At 61.4% G+C, this 18,275-nt stretch carries 17 protein-coding genes; 15 read left to right on the top strand and 2 right to left on the bottom strand.

The features are described 5' to 3' along the window. Positions 1 to 23: 23 nt before the first annotated feature. The 14 genes from N3C12_12075 (at position 24) to N3C12_12010 (ending at position 16,434) form a co-directional block, all read left to right on the top strand. A complete protein-coding gene (locus N3C12_12075; GenBank protein ID MCX8073171.1) occupies positions 24 to 314 on the top strand; it encodes a hypothetical protein in 291 nt (96 codons plus the stop codon). Beyond that, positions 311 to 2,254 (top strand): transpeptidase family protein, encoded by a 1,944-nt coding sequence (locus N3C12_12070; protein MCX8073170.1) that lies wholly within the window; start codon positions 311 to 313, stop codon positions 2,252 to 2,254. Before N3C12_12075 ends, N3C12_12070 begins: the two co-directional genes overlap by 4 nt. 45 nt (positions 2,255 to 2,299) lie before the next feature. After that, positions 2,300 to 3,685: a UDP-N-acetylmuramoyl-tripeptide--D-alanyl-D-alanine ligase gene (locus tag N3C12_12065; protein ID MCX8073169.1), complete on the top strand. Its 1,386-nt coding sequence runs from the start codon at positions 2,300 to 2,302 to the stop codon at positions 3,683 to 3,685. After that, positions 3,685 to 4,761, top strand: coding sequence for a phospho-N-acetylmuramoyl-pentapeptide-transferase (gene mraY, locus N3C12_12060; protein ID MCX8073168.1), 1,077 nt, complete (start codon positions 3,685 to 3,687; stop codon positions 4,759 to 4,761). The genes N3C12_12065 and mraY overlap by 1 nt, the downstream gene beginning before the upstream one ends. Continuing rightward, positions 4,758 to 6,095 carry a UDP-N-acetylmuramoyl-L-alanine--D-glutamate ligase gene (murD, locus tag N3C12_12055; protein ID MCX8073167.1) on the top strand — a complete coding sequence of 446 codons (1,338 nt, stop codon included), beginning with the start codon at positions 4,758 to 4,760 and terminating at the stop codon, positions 6,093 to 6,095. Before mraY ends, murD begins: the two co-directional genes overlap by 4 nt. Then, the gene (ftsW, locus tag N3C12_12050) at positions 6,092 to 7,258 is read left to right on the top strand and encodes a putative lipid II flippase FtsW (protein MCX8073166.1); all 1,167 of its coding nucleotides are present in this window, start codon (positions 6,092 to 6,094) and stop codon (positions 7,256 to 7,258) included. Before murD ends, ftsW begins: the two co-directional genes overlap by 4 nt. Beyond that, positions 7,258 to 8,337: an undecaprenyldiphospho-muramoylpentapeptide beta-N-acetylglucosaminyltransferase gene (gene murG / locus N3C12_12045; protein MCX8073165.1), complete on the top strand. Its 1,080-nt coding sequence runs from the start codon at positions 7,258 to 7,260 to the stop codon at positions 8,335 to 8,337. Before ftsW ends, murG begins: the two co-directional genes overlap by 1 nt. 5 nt (positions 8,338 to 8,342) lie before the next feature. Further along, positions 8,343 to 9,740, top strand: a complete 1,398-nt coding sequence (gene murC / locus N3C12_12040; protein ID MCX8073164.1) for a UDP-N-acetylmuramate--L-alanine ligase — start codon at positions 8,343 to 8,345, stop codon at positions 9,738 to 9,740. Continuing rightward, positions 9,740 to 10,678: a UDP-N-acetylmuramate dehydrogenase gene (gene murB / locus N3C12_12035; GenBank protein MCX8073163.1), complete on the top strand. Its 939-nt coding sequence runs from the start codon at positions 9,740 to 9,742 to the stop codon at positions 10,676 to 10,678. The genes murC and murB overlap by 1 nt, the downstream gene beginning before the upstream one ends. Beyond that, a complete protein-coding gene (locus N3C12_12030; GenBank protein ID MCX8073162.1) occupies positions 10,675 to 11,505 on the top strand; it encodes an FtsQ-type POTRA domain-containing protein in 831 nt (276 codons plus the stop codon). The genes murB and N3C12_12030 overlap by 4 nt, the downstream gene beginning before the upstream one ends. 87 nt (positions 11,506 to 11,592) lie before the next feature. Further along, positions 11,593 to 12,873: a cell division protein FtsA gene (ftsA, locus tag N3C12_12025; protein ID MCX8073161.1), complete on the top strand. Its 1,281-nt coding sequence runs from the start codon at positions 11,593 to 11,595 to the stop codon at positions 12,871 to 12,873. 69 nt (positions 12,874 to 12,942) lie between these two features. Beyond that, entirely contained in the window at positions 12,943 to 14,223 is a 1,281-nt protein-coding gene (ftsZ, locus tag N3C12_12020) for a cell division protein FtsZ (GenBank protein MCX8073160.1), read from the top strand. A 76-nt stretch (positions 14,224 to 14,299) separates the two neighbouring features. Beyond that, positions 14,300 to 16,066 (top strand): radical SAM protein, encoded by a 1,767-nt coding sequence (locus tag N3C12_12015; protein ID MCX8073159.1) that lies wholly within the window; start codon positions 14,300 to 14,302, stop codon positions 16,064 to 16,066. After that, the gene (locus tag N3C12_12010) at positions 16,063 to 16,434 is read left to right on the top strand and encodes a holo-ACP synthase (GenBank protein MCX8073158.1); all 372 of its coding nucleotides are present in this window, start codon (positions 16,063 to 16,065) and stop codon (positions 16,432 to 16,434) included. Before N3C12_12015 ends, N3C12_12010 begins: the two co-directional genes overlap by 4 nt. Here N3C12_12010 and N3C12_12005 read toward each other — a convergent pair. Beyond that, complete coding sequence (locus tag N3C12_12005; GenBank protein MCX8073157.1) at positions 16,408 to 16,695, bottom strand: hypothetical protein; 288 nt, start codon at positions 16,693 to 16,695, stop codon at positions 16,408 to 16,410. The two genes, N3C12_12010 and N3C12_12005, sit on opposite strands and share 27 nt — an antisense overlap. 91 nt (positions 16,696 to 16,786) lie before the next feature. Between N3C12_12005 and N3C12_12000 the strand changes: the two genes are divergently transcribed. Then, positions 16,787 to 17,134 carry a hypothetical protein gene (locus tag N3C12_12000; protein ID MCX8073156.1) on the top strand — a complete coding sequence of 116 codons (348 nt, stop codon included), beginning with the start codon at positions 16,787 to 16,789 and terminating at the stop codon, positions 17,132 to 17,134. A gap of 42 nt (positions 17,135 to 17,176) precedes the next feature. Here the strand turns inward: N3C12_12000 and N3C12_11995 are convergent, their stop codons facing one another. Next, positions 17,177 to 18,265, bottom strand: coding sequence for an AAA family ATPase (locus N3C12_11995; GenBank protein MCX8073155.1), 1,089 nt, complete (start codon positions 18,263 to 18,265; stop codon positions 17,177 to 17,179). Positions 18,266 to 18,275 lie beyond the last annotated feature (10 nt).

Below are 18,275 nucleotides of genomic sequence, written 5' to 3'. Positions count from 1 at the left end.
CGCGGTCCTCGCGGCCGCGCACGATGGCTTTAAGTGACGTCAAAGAGCGGCGCTTCCTCGCGCGGGTGTGGTTGGGATTCTCGTTTCTGGCGGCTGCAGTCGGGGTGTTTAACGTGGTTGTGCGTTTACGGGTCGCCGACTTGGGGTACCGGATCGAGGCCACGCACCGAGCGATCGAACGACTCGAGCTGGAAAGGCGCGAACTTCAAGTGCGGGCAGCGCGGGCCGAAGATGCCCGACGTCTGGAGCAGCTTGCAAAATCTCGTCTCGGCCTCGGTCCGGCTTCGGCAAGCCAGAGAATGGTGGTGCCATGAGTGGGTTGGCGGTGCGGACGGGCGCGCGACTGCGCTTGATGAGTGGTTTTTCGCTGCTGCTGTTCACTGCGTGCTTCGTGCGGGCTGTGCACCTTATGGTTTGGCAGGCCGACTTTCTGCAAGTCCGTGCGCGGCAGCAGCACACCCAGCGCGTGGCAGCCCCCATTGAGCGTGGGCCGATAGTGGACCGTAACGGGGAGCTGCTCGCCGTTACCGTTGAGGCCGGAGACATTTACCTCCGACCTGCTGAGTTCGATCCGGGTCACGCAGCCGCCTTGGCAGATGCGCTGGGCATGACCGCTCGCGAAGTGTTGCAGCGGGCGAGCGCACCGGCACCTTTTGTGTGGCTCAAGCGGAATGCCTCGCGTGAGCAAGTGGATCGCGTGGCGTCTTTGCGCACGCCTGGTGTGGGAGTGCAGGCGACTCGGCGTCGTGAGTACCCCATGGGATCCTTGGCTGGCCAGGTGCTGGGAACGGTCGGGGTCGATCTTCAAGGTCTCGGCGGCGTAGAAGCGGCGTACGATCGCTTTTTGCGGTTCTCTGGGCCGCGAGACTTCGTGGAGCGTGACGCTCGTGGTCGGCGCCTGCGGCGCCACGCGCTGAAGGGACCGGAAGCCGCCACCGGCGTGCAGGTGCAACTCACATTGGACGCAAGATTGCAACGCGCCACCGAAGAAAGCTTGCGCCAGGCGGTGGAGCAAACCCGTGCGCTGCAAGGTTTGGCGGTAATTCTCGATCCACAAACAGGCGAAGTGCTCGCCTTGGCCCATTACCCGTGGTTCGATCCGAATCAACCGGAGGAGGCAGCGAGTGGTCGAGCCCGCATTCGGGCGATTACGGATCCGTTCGAGCCAGGCTCTACGTTCAAAGCGTTTGTGGCCGCGGCAGGGCTCGAACATGGTGTTGTCCGGCAAGACGAGCGCCTCTATTGCGAGGGAGGTCGGTACCGGGTTGGCAATCGGGTTGTGCGTGATCACGAGGGCTACGGCTGGCTCAGCCTGGCAGACGTAATTCGCCACTCGAGCAACATTTGCACGGCAAAAATCGGCGAGCGGCTTGGAGCAGAACGACTGCACGCTGCGCTGACTCGCTTCGGTTTCGACCGCACCACCGGAATCGATTTGCCTGGTGAGAAGGCGTACCCCTTACGGCCGTGGCAGCGGTGGGCGCGCATTCACCTGGTGACGAAGAGTTTTGGTCAGGGTGTCGCCGTGACGCCTCTCCAACTTGTCACCGCCTACGCTGCTTTGGCCAACGGCGGGAAGCTTCTGCGACCTTACGTGGTTCGGCGTGTCACCAGCGCGGAGGGTACCGTTCTGTTCGAAAACCGACCCCAAGTTGTGCGCGAGGTGATCTCGCCCGAGGTGGCCGCCACTGTATCCAGCTTGCTCGAGGGTGTTGTGGAGTCGGGAACTGGTAAGAAGGCGCACATCCAAGGAATCCGCGTTGCTGGCAAAACGGGTACGGCCCAAAAGGTGGAACCGGGAACCGGCCGTTATTCTCCTCGGGATCGGATTGCATCGTTTGTCGGGTATTTCCCGGTTGAGGCACCGCGCTTCGTGATTTTGGTCGTCATCGACACTCCTCGTACAGCGACGTACGGAGGCTTGGTCGCCGCACCAGTCTTTCACGAAATCGGCGAGTTCGTCGCCGATCGGTTTGAATTGCGATTGGCTGCGGTGCCCCCTCTTCCCCCGCCCGCGCTTCCCAGCAGTGCTCCCTCCCTGCAGAAAGCAAACTGGGCGGGGGAAGAGGCTTTTGTGGGTATGCCGAGTTTTCTCGGCATGAGCCTGCGGGAGGCCTTGTTGCAGGCGCAAAGGGCCGGGTGGAACGTGGAGGCGGAAGGATGGGGCTTTGTCATCGCGCAGGATCCACCTCCTGGGGCTTTGGCAGCTCCGGAGAGAAAACTGAAGCTGCGGTTGGCACCCCCGATGGGTTGAACTATGCTCGCAAAATTTGCCGAACTGGAGAAAGTGCGCCGCGAGATGGAATGGAGCATCGGGGAAATCCTGCGCGCCACTGGCGGCAGCAGCGCCCTGCCGGAGGACAAGGTTGTGCGACGCGTGGTCATCGACTCGCGCTTGGCCTCCCCCGGCAGCCTGTTTATCGCTCTCAAAGGAGAGCGTCACGACGGCCACTCGTTCGTAGCCCAAGCCTTAGCGACTGGTGCCACTGCGGCTCTGGTCAGCACTCCACCTCAAGGGGTGGACAGCGGGCGCTGCATCTTCGTTCCGGATACCCTGGAGGCCTTAGGGCGGCTCGCAGCCTGGACGAGGCGGCGCGAGGACTGGCGGGTTGTGGGGCTCACTGGCTCGGCCGGCAAAACCACAACGAAGGAAATGATTGCCGCCATCTGCGCTCAGGCCCGGGGCAGCGAAAAAGTGCTGAAGACCCTAGGGAATTGGAACAACCTCGTCGGGCTCCCGCTCACGATTTTCTCCGCTCAAGGCGGTGAAGAGATCGCGGTCTTGGAAATGGGCATGAACCGCTTCGGTGAGATCCGTCGGCTTGCCGAGATTGCCGATCCGGATGTTGGACTCATCACCAACGTGGGCTTGGCGCACGCGGGTGGCGTCGGCGGAACGCAAGAAGGGGTGGCACGGGCAAAAGGGGAGTTGATCGAAGTTCTCAAGCCCACCGCCACGTTCGTGGTGAATGCCGATGACGAATGGGTTTGCCGCCTTGCCGAACGATTCCATGGCCCAAAGATTCGCTTTGGTAGCGGGGGTGAAGTTCAGGCGCACTGGATTCGCGACCTGGGTATCGACGGCGTTGTGTTCGAACTCGACCTAGCAGGGGAGCGAGCCAAGGTTCGTTTGCGCTTGTTGGGGGTGCACAATGTGAGCAATGCCTTGGCGGCGGCAGCCGCCGGGCTAGCGATGGGCTTTCGCGTTGAGGTGATCGCTGCCGGGCTGGAGAGTGTGGATGCGGTGGCGGGGCGGATGGAGGTGGTGCGGTTGCGGAATGGGGTGACCGTGCTCGACGACACCTACAACGCGAATCCGTCCAGCGTGGAGGCCGCCCTGAAAGTGCTCCGGCGCTTTCCAGGGCGGCCGCTGGTGGTGTTGGGCGCGATGTTGGAGCTGGGCGGCGAGAGCCAACGCGCTCACCGGCAAGTCGGTGAGCGCGTTGCAACTCTCGATGTGGCAGCGCTGGTTCTGCTCGGGCAGGAAACCGAGGCCACGGCCGAGGCTGCGCGCGCGGCCGGCTTGCCAGCGGAACGAATTTATTCGTGTCGGGACTGCAACGAGGCAGCACAGACTGTCGTGAACCTCTGGCGCAGCGGTGACGTGGTACTGGTGAAAGGATCTCACAGTTTGCATATGGAAGAGGTGATACGCTCACTCGCGATCAGTGGGAACTCGAGCTAATGCTGTATCACCTCCTCTATCCGCTGCACACTTCATTTTCCGCACTCAACGTCTTTCGCTACATCACCTTTCGTTCGTTGGTTGCGGCGCTGCTGGCGCTAGCCATCTCCTTTTTGCTCGGTCCATGGCTCATTCGCCGGCTGCGGCAAAACCAAATCGGCCAGACAATCCGGCCCGACGGACCAGAACGCCACCTTGCCAAGGCGGGGACACCGACGATGGGCGGTACCCTCATCTTGTTCTCGTTGCTCAGTGCCACCCTGCTGCTCTCTGACCTTACGAACTTCTATGTGTGGCTCCTGATTGGCGTGACCACTGCGTTTGGAGTGATTGGTTTTGTTGACGATTACCAAAAACTCCGCCGGGGCAATGCACGCGGGCTGACTGGCCGGGAAAAACTATTTGCTCAGTTCCTCGTCGCGTTCATCGTAGCGGAGCTGCTGTACCTGCGGCCCGGTTTCTCCACTGAGCTCTATGTGCCCTTCTTTAAACATATCCATCCCGAGCTGGGCTGGTTCTATGTGCCCTTCGGGATGTTTGTGATTGTCGGCGCGTCGAACGCGGTGAACTTGACCGACGGGCTGGACGGCTTGGCAATCGGGCCCGTGATGACCACTGCCTTCACCTACGGGATCTTTGCGTACCTTGCGGGAAGCCCCCGCCTCGCAGAATACTTGCAGATTCCACATGTGGCCGGAGCAGCCGAACTGGCCGTCTTTTGCGCCGCACTGATTTGCGCGGGACTCGGATTCCTTTGGTTCAATGCGTATCCAGCGAAGATGTTCATGGGAGACGTGGGCTCGCTTCCCCTGGGCGCAGCGCTTGCCACTGTGGCTCTGGTGACGAAACAAGAAATTGTTCTGATCGTTGCGGGTGCGGTGTTTGTGGCGGAAGCCCTGTCGGTGATTTTCCAAGTCGTGTCCTACAAACTGCGACGGAAGCGGATCTTCCGCATGGCACCGATCCATCACCACTTCGAGCTCCTGGGCTGGCCCGAGCCACAAATTATTGTGCGATTTTGGATTGTGTCCGTGGTGGCCGCGCTGCTGGCCTTGAGCACCTTGAAGCTGCGATGAGGTCCGCCTGGAGTGCGAAGCGGGTGGTGGTGGTGGGAGCAGGTCGAAGTGGCACGGCCGCGGCCCGCTTTCTCTGCGCAAACGGAGCGAACGTGCTGATGGTCGATCGCGACCCTCGTAAGCTGCAAGATCAGGCTCTGCACGCATCGGCTTCCGTGGGCGATGAGGAGTGGGGTGCCGAGCAAGTGCGGAGCGCAGACCTCGTGGTGACAAGCCCTGGAGTGCCACCTACAAACCCCGTGCTCCGACGCGCGCAGCAGCTCGCTGTGCCTATCTTGAGCGAAATTGAACTCGCGTTTCGCGAGCTTAAGGTTCCTGTCGTCGCCGTCACAGGGACGAATGGAAAAAGCACCACCACGACCTTGATTGGGGAAATGTGCCGCCAGGCCGGCATGAAGGTCTTCGTCGGCGGGAATCTGGGCACGCCGTTGATCGAAGCCGCCGGCCATCCTGAGTACTCGGTCGCCGTCGTTGAGGTATCGAGCTTTCAACTCGAATGGGTAGAAGAGTTTCGCCCCGCCATTGGGGTGTTCTTAAACCTCAGTCCAGATCACTTGGACCGCTATCCTAATCTCGACGCCTATGGCGAAGCAAAGCTCCGGCTGTTTGCTCGGCAGACGACACAGGACTTCGCGATCCTGAATCGCATGGACCCGTGGATTTGGTCTCGACGACAGCAGATCCCGGCGACAACCCGTTGGTTCGGCGGCTGCGAAGGCGGGCTATCGCACGCCTGGATCGAGGGTGAGTTCTTGCATGTGGCCGATGGGCGCGGGGATGCGTGGTGTTTCGCGCTTTCCGAAGCGTCCCTCGCGGGCCAGCATAACCGTGAGAACATGATGGCAGCGGTGCTCGCCGCTCGGTGTCTCGCACTGCCCTTTCGAGCTGTGAAACATGCGTTGGCGGCGGTTCGCCCGTTGCCCCATCGGCTCGAGTTCGTTCGGGAATGGCGCGGCGTGCGCTTTTACGACGATTCGAAAGGCACCAACGTAGGGGCAGTGCAAAAGTCGTTAGCGAGTTTTGACCAGCGGGTGATTTTGCTGGCTGGCGGTTACGATAAGGAAAGCGATTTTCGCTGCGTGATTCCGCAACTGCGAGAGCATGTTCGCTACGCGATCTTCTTCGGTGCAGCGGCGGGTAAGTGGGCGGAGCAAACTGGGGAGTTTGTGCCCCACACCGTCGTGCCGAGTTTGCGGCAGGCGGTGGAGGTTGCGGCTGCGATTGCTGAGCCCGGAGACGTTGTCCTTCTCTCTCCCGGCTGTGCGAGTTTCGACGAGTTTGAAGATTACGCCCACCGCGGCCGCTGCTTCCGCGAGTGGGTGGAGGCGCTATGACCTCGATCACTCGGGTGACAGACCTGCGCCCGCGGCCAGGGCGATTTTGGCAAAGAACGGTTGCCGTACCACGGCTGGGCTCCGGTGATCCCTGGTTGCTTGGTGCTGTGGCGGTGTTGCTCGCGCTCGGCACGGTCATGGTTTTCAACGCGAGCTACTTTTATGCGCGGGATGTGTACGGGGATCCTTTGTTTTTCGTGTGGCGGCACGTGACGTACATTGGCATAGGTGTGATTGTTGCGACTGCTGCGGCACGGCGCCCATGGACGTTTTGGGAGCGCTGGGCGCGAGCGCTTGTTTTGTTCGCGGCGGTGGCCCTGCTTGCCGTGCTGCTGTTCGGCCGCGAAGAGAACGGAGCGCGGCGCTGGCTGTCGCTGGGGTTTTTGCCGCTCACTGTGCAACCCTCGGAATTCGTGAAAACCATCCTTGTGATTTACCTGGCGCGGTACTTGGCTCGCCGGCATGACAAACTCCATCTTTGGTGGGAAGGTATTTTACCCCCCTTGTTTCTCACGGGAGTCTTGCTCGCGCTTTTGTACTGCCAGCCGGACTTCGGCACGATGATGATCCTTGCGGCGACCGCCGGCGGCATGCTGTTTGTGGCCGGCGTGAGCCGGAAGCAGATTGCCATACTGGCGACGCTCGCCATCGCAGGCGCCACAGCCGGGATTTTGGCAGAGCCCTACCGCGTGAGCCGGATCGTAAGCTTCCTCTCGGCGTGGGAGCGGGAACGAGACGTTGGTTATCAACTGGTGCAATCGATGATTGCTGTCGGATCTGGTGGATTGACTGGAGTGGGTTTGGGCGCCAGCCAACAGAAACTATTTTTCCTTCCTGCAGCGCACACCGACTTTATCTTTGCCCTAATAGGCGAAGAACTTGGCCTCCTCGGGGTGGCCGTTGTGCTGGGCTTGTTCGCATTGATTGCCCAGCGCGGCTTGCGCATTGCACGCGGCCATGAAGAGCTATTTGTCCGCTTCTTAGCCTGCGGCCTCGCCATCACGTTAGTGTTCGAGGCCTGGCTAAACATGGCAGTGGTGTTAGGCATGGCACCGACAAAGGGTTTAGCCTTGCCGTTTGTGAGCTATGGTGGTTCGGCACTCGTCGGCGCGTTGCTGCGCGTCGGCATCCTGTGGAATTTGTCGCGATCAACGAGTTCCTGATGCGCATCGTGATCGCCGGAGGAGGCACGGGCGGGCACTTGTTCCCAGGCTTGGCTGTGGCGGAGACGTGGGTGGAGAAGACGGGTGGAGAGGTGCTGTTCATTGGCAGCATTTACGGCCTGGAGGCGAGAGTGGTCCCCCTGAAGGGATACCGCTTCGAGGGCTTAGCGATTAAGGGCGCACGCGGTCGTGGATGGCGCGGATTCGGGGAATTTGCATTGCAGATGCCCCGTGCCTTTTGGCAAGCCCGCCGCTCCCTTGGGGAATTCTCTCCGGGAGTTGTCGTTGGCTTGGGCAGTTACGGATCCGTGCCCGTGATTTTAGCGGCCTGGAGTCGCAAGATTCCCGTAATCCTGCTCGAGCAGAATGCTCGGCCAGGAATGGCGAACCGGATCCTCGGTCGATTGGCCGCCAAAGTGTGTACAGCCTTCGAAGAAACGGCGGCGTTTTTCCCTGCCGGCCGGAGCGTGTACACAGGCAATCCGGTTCGTCGCCTGAACGTGCAAAGAGCAAGGACCGATGCCGGTGCGAACGAGTTTCATTTGCTCGCCTTCGGCGGGAGCCAGGGGGCTCGCTCGATTAATCGAGCCATGGTCGAGGCTGTTCGCCGGCTCCAATCGCATCTTCCTGCCTTGCAGGTAACGCACCAAACCGGCGAAGCCGATCGTGTTTGGGTCGAACAAGAGTATGCAGCCTCGGGTGCGCGGGCGCGCGTGTGCGCTTTCATCGACGACATGGCCGATGCTTATGCGTGGGCTGACCTTGTGGTTTGCCGGGCCGGAGCGACGACCCTTGCGGAACTTTCCACCGTTGGCAAACCTGCGATCTTGGTTCCGTACCCCTTTGCGGCGGACGATCACCAGCGGGCCAATGCGGAGGTTTGGGTGCGGGAGGGAGCCGCGGAGATGATTTTGGATTGTGAACTGTCGGGCGAGCGGTTGGCAGAGCGAATCGCTGCTTTGGCAAAAGATCCGCAGCGGCGGCTGTCCTTAGCGCATAATGCGAGTCGGCTAGCACGGCCCGATGCAACGGAGCGTGTAGTGGCTGTCTGCATGGAACAATTGGAGGGAGAAGCATGACGCCGCTGTATAAACGCCGACGGAAAGTTCATTTTGTCGGCATTGGGGGCGTCGGCATGAGTGGCATCGCCGAGGTGCTCCTTCGGCTCGGCTACCGAGTGAGCGGCTCCGATTTACGAGAAACGGAAACGACGCGACGGTTGGCTTCGCTTGGCGCGCGCGTCGTCTACGGCCACCACGAGAACAACGTGGAAACGGATGTCGAGGTGGTTGTGATCTCATCCGCCGTGCGGTTTTCGAACCCGGAAGTCATGCGTGCTCGAGCACTCAACATTCCGGTGATTCCGCGTGCGGAGATGCTCGCGGAGTTGATGCGCACCAAATCCGGCATCGCCGTTGCCGGAACTCATGGAAAAACGACGACCACTTCGCTCATTGCGGCAATTTTGGCTGGCGCTGGGCTCGACCCGACCGTGGTCATCGGAGGAAAGGTGCTGGCTTTGGGAGCCAATGCCCGCCTCGGCAACGGGGAGCTCATGGTTGCCGAGGCGGACGAAAGCGATGGCAGCTTCCTTTTACTTTCTCCGGTGCTCGCGGTGGTCACCAACATCGATCCTGAACATCTCGACTATTACGGCGATCTCGACCGGGTGAAGGCTGCCTATCTCGATTTCATCAATCGCGTGCCGTTCTTCGGGGCCGCAGTCGTTTGCCTCGACGACCCCAATCTCCGTGCCCTTTTACCGCAAGCAAAGAAGCGCACGATCACCTACGGGACCTGCCCAGAGGCTGAGTATCGGGCGACAGAAGTGTGGGTGCGGGGCTTGCACACACACTTTGTCGTGGAGCGACACGGACAGGCTCTCGGCGATCTAGTCGTGCGCATGCCTGGTAGGCACCAAGCGCTGAACGCCTTGGCGGCGCTGGCCGTTGCGACGGAACTCGAGGTGCCGTTTGAAACGGTCCGCAAGGCTTTGGCCGAGTTCAACGGAATCCACCGCCGCTTCGAAATTTGCGGCGAAGAGCGCGGGGTGCTGCTCGTCACCGACTACGGCCATCACCCCACCGAAATCCGCGCTACCCTTGCCGCTGCCCGCGAAGGCTTCGGGCGTCGATTGGTCGTCGTCTTTCAACCGCACCGCTTCACGCGCACGCGGGACTTGTTCCAAGATTTCCTCGGGGCCTTCGATAGCGCCGATGAGCTGTTTCTAACGGAGATTTACCCAGCCGGGGAGCAGCCCATTGAGGGAATTACGGGCGAGGCTCTGTACCGGGCGCTCCGGCGTCGCGGCCATTTGGATGTCGAGTTTGTTCCTGATTTGAGCGAGCTTCCGGGAGCCGTGGCCGCCCACGTGCGCCCGGGTGACCTGGTCTTGCTCTTAGGGGCAGGGAACATTCACGAGTTGGTGGAGCCGCTTCGTGAGCGGCTGGGAAACATTGGGTCGCCGCTCTCCGTACACTGATGAATCCGGAAGTTGTTGCCCCTGGGCTCGAAGACGAATTGCGCGCCTTATTCGGGCGGCGGGTGCGCCGGAACGAACCGCTCGCCAAGCACACGTCGTTTCGCATCGGTGGGCCGGCTGACTACTGGGTCGAAATTCAGGAGCCTAGGGAGATCGCCGCTGTGCAGGAGTGCGCGCTGCGCTACGGGGTGCCGTGGACGTTACTTGGCGGCGGCACCAACGTGCTGGTGAGCGACCTCGGCGTCCGTGGCATCGTGATACGATTGGGCCGCCGCTTCGCGTTCATCCACTGGCAGCCGAAGGGCGAGGCCGTTTCCGTTCGTGCCGGTGCCAGTTTGCCTTTGAAGAAACTTGTGCTGGAGACCGTGGAGCGGGATCTCTCCGGACTGGAATTCGCAGAGGGAATTCCCGGTACCGTCGGTGGCGGTTTGCTCATGAATGCAGGAGCCTTCGGCGGTGAATTGGCCGACGTGGTGCGAGCCGTGGAGTTGGTGAGCCCAGAAGGGCAGGAGCTTCGCGTTCCGAAGAAACAGTTGCGCTTCGGTTACCGCTGGTTCGACTTGCCCCGCGGTACAGTTGTGACCGCAGTAGAGTTCGAGTTGCGCCACGCTCCGAGCGAACACATCCAGCGTCGTTACCAGATGGCCAAGGAGCGGCGCGATCGCAACCAACCAAAGGGGCTGCCGAACGCTGGCTCGGTCTTTAAAAACCCGCCGCAAGATTTTGCAGGGCGGTTGATCGAGGCTGTTGGCCTGAAAGGACACCAGGTCGGACAAGCCATGATTTCTTCGAAGCATGCCAATTTTATTGTCAATCTCGGGGGCGCAAAGGCAGCAGAAGTGCGGCAACTGATGCGTGAAGCGCAAAGACGGGTCGCCGAGCGGTTCGGGGTTCAGTTGGAACCTGAAATTCGCCTTATGGGGGAGTGGCGGGAATGAAGCCGATGTCCCTGCGGCCCTCGCGGAATGATTCGTGGCTCCGGACCCTGGTAAGGGCATCGGCAGTGATTCTCCTCGTGTTGGCCCTCGCCCTCTCATCCCAGCACGCGCCACCGTTGCTGAACTCGGTTCGTCATCACCCGTACTTCCGCGTCTCTACGGTGGAAATTGAAGGGAATCGGCGCGTGCCGCGCGAGCAACTGGTCGAGTGGATCCACTGGCAGGATGACGTGAGCATTTGGGATATCGACCCAGACACCCTAACGGCTCGTCTGGCACAGCATCCTTGGGTACGTGGCGCCACCGTCCAGCGCATCTTCCCGCGCCGCGTGCGCATTCAAGTGCGTGAGCGCCGGCCAGTGGCACTCGTACAAGTGGCGAAAGGGTTCCAATACGTGGACCGAACGGGCAAAGTACTGGGCCCCGTGCACTCCGGTGAGGCCCCGGATCTCCCGATCATTTCTGGCGTGGATCAGTTTAAAGAAAGAGAACTTTCGTCCCTGCACGTGCATCGCGCGCTGCAGTTATTACGGATTTGCGAGCGCCTACAGTGTTTCGACAGCATCTCGCAGGTGCAAATAGGCCGTAAGGGTTTGGTCGTGATTCCGGTGCGCAATCGCGTTGCGGTGGTCTTGGGCTGGGGCGGGTTTGCGGAAAAGCTGCGGCGCTCCGCACGCGTGTTCGCCATGTGGGAGGGGCAGGTGGACCGGTTACGGGTGCTCGATCTTTCTTTTCCTAAGGTTGCGGTCCTGAAAGTCGCGCCAGAGGAACGCGTAACGCCTTCTTCCCGAAAGACGAAGCGACGACCGGGACACACCGAAGCGTAAAGGAACGAGCGCGAAGTGATGCTCTAGCTGCAGAAATGTGGTAGGCACAACGGCGATGTTTGCGGTGGTTGAGGGTGCGGTTCGCACATGGCTCGGCAGGAGGAGTTGATCGTCGGTCTCGATGTTGGCGCATCAAAGGTGGCCGCGGTGGTTGCAAAGCGGAGCCCTGCAGGCCTTACGCTGGTTGGCTGCGGCTTTGCCCCGCTGGTGAGCGACGGCCAAGTGGCGCTCCACGACCGTGTCCGGCGGGGGACCGTGATCGATGCGGACGCAACCATCCAGGCCGTGCAGGACGCTGTTCGCGAGGCCGAGGTCAGCGCTGGCTGCTCCGTTCACAGTGCCATCGTTGGGATCGGCGGCGCGCACTTCCGGGGCGTCAATAGTCACGGTGTGATTCCCGTCCGACGCGGAGAAGTGCGGGCGGAGGACATCGAGCGCGTGTTGGACGCGGCGCGTACCATTGCCTTCCCGGCTGAACGCCAGGTGCTTCATGTACTGCCGCAGAACTATGTGCTCGACGACCAGGAGGGCATCGTGGACCCTTTGGGAATGGTCGGCGTGCGCTTAGAGGCGCGGGTGCATGTTGTAACCGCTTCGGTATCCGCGGTGCACAACGTGATACGTTGCTGCCAGCGCGCTGGGGTGGAACCCGTGGAACTCGTATGGGCGCCTCTTGCTGCCGCCGAGGCGCTGCTCACTCCCGATGAAAAGGAGCTGGGCGTCGCATTTTGGGACCTGGGCGCCGGCACCACCGACGTCCTGATCTTCCACCGTGGGGGGCTTCGCTTCAGTTACTCCCTGGGTATGGGTGGAGCCTGTATTACGAGCGACGTTGCCCAAGGGTGCCACACCACCCTGCACGAAGCCGAGCTCATCAAAGTTCGTTACGGCTGCGCATTGCGCAGCGAAGTGAGCGAGCAGGAGGTGGTCGACGTGACCGGCCTTGGTGGGCGACCGCCCCACGCGGTTCCGCTGCGGGAGCTGGCGTGGATGATCGAGGCACGAGCGGAGGAGATCCTCAATCTAGTGTGGCAGGAGGCCCGTAAGGTGGAAGCGAACCAGTACACTCGCTGCGGTGCCGTAATTGCTGGGGGTGGCGCGATGCTGTCTGCAATTGATCGGTTGTTGCAACAAGTAAGTGGAGTGCAGGTGCGGGTGGCACGACGGTGCATTCTTCCACAATCCGAGGAGACCGAAGTTGCAGAGAGGGTTCTGGCCGATCCGACCTATGCCGCAGCGGTTGGCCTCGTTGCAATGCACGAGCGAGCAAGGTTGCGACCACGGAACGACGTTGCCGCGGATGGTGGCGGAAGGTGGAATCGAGCTTGGTCAAGAGTGTCCTCTTTTCTTCGGGCGCTGTGGGAGTGAACGACCGAGCCGAACAAGAAGTTGTCACTGTTTGTGTGGGTGGACCCTAGCTGTGGGAGGTGTGGTGACATGCACGGGATGGAAGGTGAGGCGCGTGTAGGTGCAAGGATCGTCGTCATCGGCGTTGGCGGAGCTGGCGGGAATGCACTGAACACGATGATTGAGCGAGAATTGCAAGGAGTGGAGTTCATCGCCGCTACCACGGATATGCAGGAGTTAGCGGCCAACCTCGCTCCGGCCAAGATCCAGCTCGGCGAGAAACTTACCCGCGGCCTCGGAGCGGGAGGCAACCCGGAAATTGGGCGTGAGGCTGCGCTGGAAACCGTCGATGCAGTTCGCCGCGCCTTGCAGGGGGCTGACATGGTTTTCGTTGCTGCCGGCATGGGCGGCGGCACGGGTACCGGAGCTGCCCCCGTGATTGCAAAGGTTGCGCGCGAGCTGGGCGCACTGGTTGTCGGTTTGGTCATGAAGCCGTTTTCCTTGGAGGGGAGGGTTCGCCTCAAGCGGGCCGAGGAAGGCATCCGCGCTCTCGAAGAGGTGGTCGACTCGTTGATGGTCATCCCGAACGAGCGGCTGATGAGTGTGGTAGAGCGCGGGACGTTTGTTCTCGATGCCTTGCGTCGGATTGACGACGTATTGTACCAGGCAGTCCGCGGCGTGGCTGACCTGGTGACTGTGTATGGTTTCATCAATCTCGACTTTGCCGACGTGCGCGCGGTCATGGCCGAGGGGGGCCGGGCACTGATGGGATGGGCTTCTGCCTCGGGACCTGACCGCGCAATCCAGGCAGCGCAAGCGGCTATTAGCAGCAAGTTGTTGGAGGGCGTCTCGTTGGACAAAGCTCGGGGCCTACTGATCAACATCATGGGCGGCCCGACACTGGCGATTGATGAAGTCATCGAGGCGGCAACCGCCATTCAGCGGCAAGCGAACGAAGACGCCAACGTATACTTCGGCGCCGTGTTCGACGAAACCTTGGTCGATGAATTGCGCGTTACCGTGCTCGCCACCGGTTTCCGTGCCGAGGACGTCGATGCGCTTCCAAAGCCGGGTGCAGGAAAACTCACGGCTCAGGCCCTTGCCGTTGGCGATGGAGACCGGCCCGCAACTCAGGCGGCACCGGCAGGCTCCGCGGACCGTCGCAAGCAACGGGTTTTCGTAGGTACGATTGAGGAGACGGAGGATGGCCCACGACTGCGTCCAGCACAGGTTCCCGGGGTCCCGACAACGCAAGGGACTGGTCCAGCTCCAGAGCCATCTGAGACTCGGTACGTGCTCGACGAAAATGGCAAGGAGTTCGACGAAAACGATCTGAGTATCCCTGCCTTCCTGCGGCGCAGTCGTGGCTGAGCTTTCTCGAGACTCCTAGTTGCGGCTCCCTGGGGTGCGGCTATAGCCTTGGCTATTGGTGAGCCAGGGAAAATTGGTGAGTGCTCGGAACCGTCGATCCATCGGGGCGAAGCCCGTCAGCGAAGAGGTGGCTTTGTTCCCGAGAAGGAGTGTAGGCGCTCTTCGCGTTTGCCTGCTTTACCCCAACGAATACCGGGTCGCCATGGGAAACCTTGGCTACCAGGCGGTGTACGAAATTTTCAACCTCTTCCCAAAGATCGTTTGCGAACGGGCATTTTTGCCTGAGCGAGAGCGGAGGGTGCGCCGTGGCGAGTTGCGGAGCTTCGAAACCGGCACGCGCGTCAGCGAGTTCGACATTCTCGCCTTCTCCGTATCCTTCGAAACCGACTATCTGCACATCGTTGGGTTGCTCGACGCTGCTGGGTTACCTGTGTGGAGCCATGAGCGGCAGCAGGGCCCGCTAGTGATCGCCGGCGGAGCCGCCGTCTTCCTCAACCCGGAGCCCATTGCACCCTTCATCGATCTGTTTTTGATCGGGGAGGCGGAGCAAATGCTGCCCGAGTTTTTGGAGGTGCTGCGCGACTGTGGCGGCGCGGCCGACCGCGAGCGGGTTTTGCTCGAAGCAACACAACACGTGTCGGGATGCTACGTGCCTAAGCTGTACCACCCTCGTTACGAGGGCCCGCATACGGTTGCGGTGGACTTTGAGGCGCCCGCGAAACCGCGAGTGGAGCGGCGTATCGTTTGGAACCTGGATGCCTTCCCGACCACCACGCGGGTGCTCGCCCCCGACGCCGTGTTCGGCGATATGGTCTTGGTGGAAGCGAGTCGCGGGTGCCAGTGGGGATGCCGTTTTTGTGCTGCGGGCTACATGTACCGGCCGCTCCGCCACCGTTCGGTACAACAGCTTGCAGCGGCAGTGCGCGCCGGGCTGCAGCATCGCCACACGATTGGCTTGGTCGGCGCCGAGATGGCGAGCGTGCCTGGGGTTGCTGACCTGGCTACCTTGGCCGCGGAAAACGGTGGTCGGCTGTCACCCTCCTCGATGAAAGCAGATTGCATCACTCCTCAGCTCGCACGGGCGCTGGCAGCCGGGGGTACACAGAGTGTGACCGTGGCCCCGGAGGCCGGCTCGGAACGGATGCGCCGGGTGATCAACAAAAACCTGAGCGAGGCCGACATCCTCCGTGCCGCCGACTTGCTGGTCGGCGAAGGCGTGCCCGACCTCAAACTGTACTTCATGTTCGGCTTGCCGGAAGAGCGCTGGGAGGATGTAGAGGCAATTGCAGAACTGGTAGCGAAGATTCGCCAAACGTTGATCAGTCGCGACGGCCGGCGCAGCCGCGTGGCCAAAATTACGGTTTCCGCGAATCCTTTCGTTCCCAAACCTTGGACGCCCTTTCAATGGGATGCCATGATGGAACTCCCTGAGCTAAGGCTGCGTGCCCGTAGGCTTGAACGGCTATTGGCGGCGATTTCTGGGGTCCGCTTCGACTGTGAGTCCCCGCGCGAGGCGTTTTACCAGACGTTGCTTTCTCGTGGAGACCGCCGCACCGCGCTGTTCTTAGTGGCGACCTACCAGGCAGGGAACGATTGGTGGGGGACAATCCGCTCGTGGGCGCGGGGCGACGCGCATGCCGCCCCGTGGGCGACAGCGTTGCCACCACCCCACGACTATGTCCACCGCACCTACGAAGAGGACGAGATCCTTCCGTGGGACTTCATCGACCATCACTTGAGCAAGCAGTACCTGCTTGCCGAGCGCCGCAAAGCGCGCGCGGGCTTACAAACACCTCCGTGCGACACGACCACCTGCCGCATCTGTGGCGCCTGCCCGGCATGATTGTCGGCATTGGTGTAGACATCGCTGAGGTGGAACGCATCGCCGCAGCCCTTGCTCACCCGACACGAGGGCAACGCTTCCGCGCGAAAGTCTTTACACCTGCGGAAATCGCTTACTGCGAGCGACGACGCCACGCGGCCCAAAGTTACGCCGCGAGATTTGCCGCGAAGGAGGCGGTGATGAAGGCGCTCGGTGCGTTTGTTCCGTGGCGTGAAGTGGAAGTTGTCCGCTCCGACCAGGGCCCCCCGCGGGTACAGTTGTCGGGCAGGGCCGCAAAACGCGCAGAGGAGCTCAAAATCCGGCGTTGGTCCCTTTCCCTGACCCACACGAACAACCTCGCCTTAGCCTGGGTTGTCGCGGAGGCCTGACGCTGGTGGCGCTTGGCTGCGTTGCCGCTCTTGTCGCCGCGTGAGCAGCAATAAGCACACGACTGCCCATAACCCAGCGATGAAACCAAGTAGCGTCCAGAGGTTCTCCGAGTAGCGGTTGTTCCGAGCGAAGACACGGCAGAGGATCGCGTCGAGCAGATGGATCACGATCAGCGTCGGCCAAAAATATTCGTCGCTCAACCGCGGAGCCAATAGCCGGACCCCGGTTGCGTAGCCGATCCAGGTCTCAATTGAGCTCACGTGCCCTCCGCTCGATCCGACAGTATGGGGGGTGAATCGCCAATGCAACAGTCGGTTGACCGCTGCCGCGTTCTCGCGGTATGCAGCGGCCATGTCGACAAAGCCACAAAAGGATACAAAGAGCGTTTTGGACTGGCTCCTCAGCCAAGGCGAAGCAACGCTAAATCAAGTCATCGAGGAGCTGCTCCGCCGCCCTGCCGTAAGTGAACAGATTGGGAAGGTGCTGCAGCGCGCTGCGAAAACTAAAGGCCGCGTAGACAAGAATGTGGAGGCCTTGCTTCACTTGTTGAATCTTCCCAGCAGGGCTGACTTGGAGAAGCTCCGCCTCAAGCTCGACGCGCTGCAAGGAAGCTTGGTGAATCTGAACATAAAACTCGATCGGTTATTGGCAGCGCAGGAGCAACAGCACGCGAAAAAGAGCCCGGCGAAGAAAGCCTGACGTGGCCGTGCCACCCTCGCCGGCCGTGGCTGACGCCCGCCGCTACGGCTGGTCGGCGAGCAGGTGTTCTGCGACCTGTGCGAGGCCGGACAGCGAGCAAGGTGGTGTTGCTTGCACCGGCACGCGCGCCAGGATCGGCAGCCCGGCTTTCTTCACGAGGCGCGCCAACTCCTCGGCATCCCGCTGGCTGCGAGCCGCAAGGGCACGGTAATTTTGCCAAAGGCGCCTGGTGAACGGATCCGGCCCGACAGATTCGGGGAGTGTTTGGGAAGCGAACATGTGGACGCGGTTGGCCACGATTCCGGCAACCGGATAACCGCCGGCCCGCAGCTCATCGAGGAACGCTTGTCCGAGGCTCATTGTGTGCGGCTCGGGGGTGGTGACGAGCAGGAAGACCGTTCCCGCGTCGCGCAACAGCCCTGCGGTGACCTCCGCCCGGTTGGCGAAGCTCGCCAGCATCGACTCGAATGCATTCACAAAGTCGGCAAGATCTTTAAGCAAAGGCAAACCGCTCCAACGCTGCAGTGCTTCCAAAAGCGTGCGCAAAGCAAAGCGCGCGGTGCGCGACGTTGCGCCCTCGACTAAACGGGACGGAGCCTGTAACAAACGCACGGCTCGCGAGGCGAGCAGAGTCAGCAGGCGGTTTGGGGCAGCCAGTAGGTCGTGGATATGGGCACTGGGCGGCGTGTCGACGATGAGGGTTTCGTAGGCACCGCTGCACACTAAGTCGTGCAGCTTCTCCATCGCCATGTACTCTGCCGAGCCGGCAAGCTCGTTGGAAAGTTCGCGGTACAGGCGGTTGGCAAAAATCCTCTCGGCGGTCGCCTGATCTGGGGCAAGGCGCTCGACGAGCTGATCGAACATGCGCTTGGTGTCGAGGGCCAGAGCATCGAACGCGACGCGGCCGCCATTCACCTTGACGCGGTGCGGCTCGTGGGAAAGGGTATCCAGACCCAGGGCACTTTTGAGTCGTTTCGCGGGATCGACGGTAATCACCGCCGCCCTTCTTCCGAGCTCAGCACTGCTCAGGGCTAGGGCTGCAGCGGTGGTTGTTTTGCCCACCCCGCCGCAGCCGACGCAGATAATCAGGCGCTTGCTTCGCAATAAGGCAGCTAAGGAAGATCGGTGCATGACGCTAGGG

It is taken from the genome of Candidatus Binatia bacterium (assembly GCA_026415395.1).
Lineage (GTDB): Bacteria > Desulfobacterota > Binatia > HRBIN30 > HRBIN30 > HRBIN30.
This window is presented reverse-complemented; position numbering and strand designations above follow the sequence as displayed.

Coding starts and splice junctions, on each gene's coding strand:
- N3C12_12075 (MCX8073171.1), top strand. CDS start 24: ATGGCTTTAAGTGACGTCAAAGAGCGGCGCTTCCTCGCGCGGGTGTGG.
- N3C12_12070 (MCX8073170.1), top strand. CDS start 311: ATGAGTGGGTTGGCGGTGCGGACGGGCGCGCGACTGCGCTTGATGAGT.
- N3C12_12065 (MCX8073169.1), top strand. CDS start 2,300: ATGGAATGGAGCATCGGGGAAATCCTGCGCGCCACTGGCGGCAGCAGC.
- mraY (MCX8073168.1), top strand. CDS start 3,685: ATGCTGTATCACCTCCTCTATCCGCTGCACACTTCATTTTCCGCACTC.
- murD (MCX8073167.1), top strand. CDS start 4,758: ATGAGGTCCGCCTGGAGTGCGAAGCGGGTGGTGGTGGTGGGAGCAGGT.
- ftsW (MCX8073166.1), top strand. CDS start 6,092: ATGACCTCGATCACTCGGGTGACAGACCTGCGCCCGCGGCCAGGGCGA.
- murG (MCX8073165.1), top strand. CDS start 7,258: ATGCGCATCGTGATCGCCGGAGGAGGCACGGGCGGGCACTTGTTCCCA.
- murB (MCX8073163.1), top strand. CDS start 9,740: ATGAATCCGGAAGTTGTTGCCCCTGGGCTCGAAGACGAATTGCGCGCC.
- N3C12_12030 (MCX8073162.1), top strand. CDS start 10,675: ATGAAGCCGATGTCCCTGCGGCCCTCGCGGAATGATTCGTGGCTCCGG.
- ftsA (MCX8073161.1), top strand. CDS start 11,593: ATGGCTCGGCAGGAGGAGTTGATCGTCGGTCTCGATGTTGGCGCATCA.
- ftsZ (MCX8073160.1), top strand. CDS start 12,943: ATGCACGGGATGGAAGGTGAGGCGCGTGTAGGTGCAAGGATCGTCGTC.
- N3C12_12010 (MCX8073158.1), top strand. CDS start 16,063: ATGATTGTCGGCATTGGTGTAGACATCGCTGAGGTGGAACGCATCGCC.
- N3C12_12000 (MCX8073156.1), top strand. CDS start 16,787: ATGTCGACAAAGCCACAAAAGGATACAAAGAGCGTTTTGGACTGGCTC.
- N3C12_11995 (MCX8073155.1), bottom strand. CDS start 18,265: ATGCACCGATCTTCCTTAGCTGCCTTATTGCGAAGCAAGCGCCTGATT.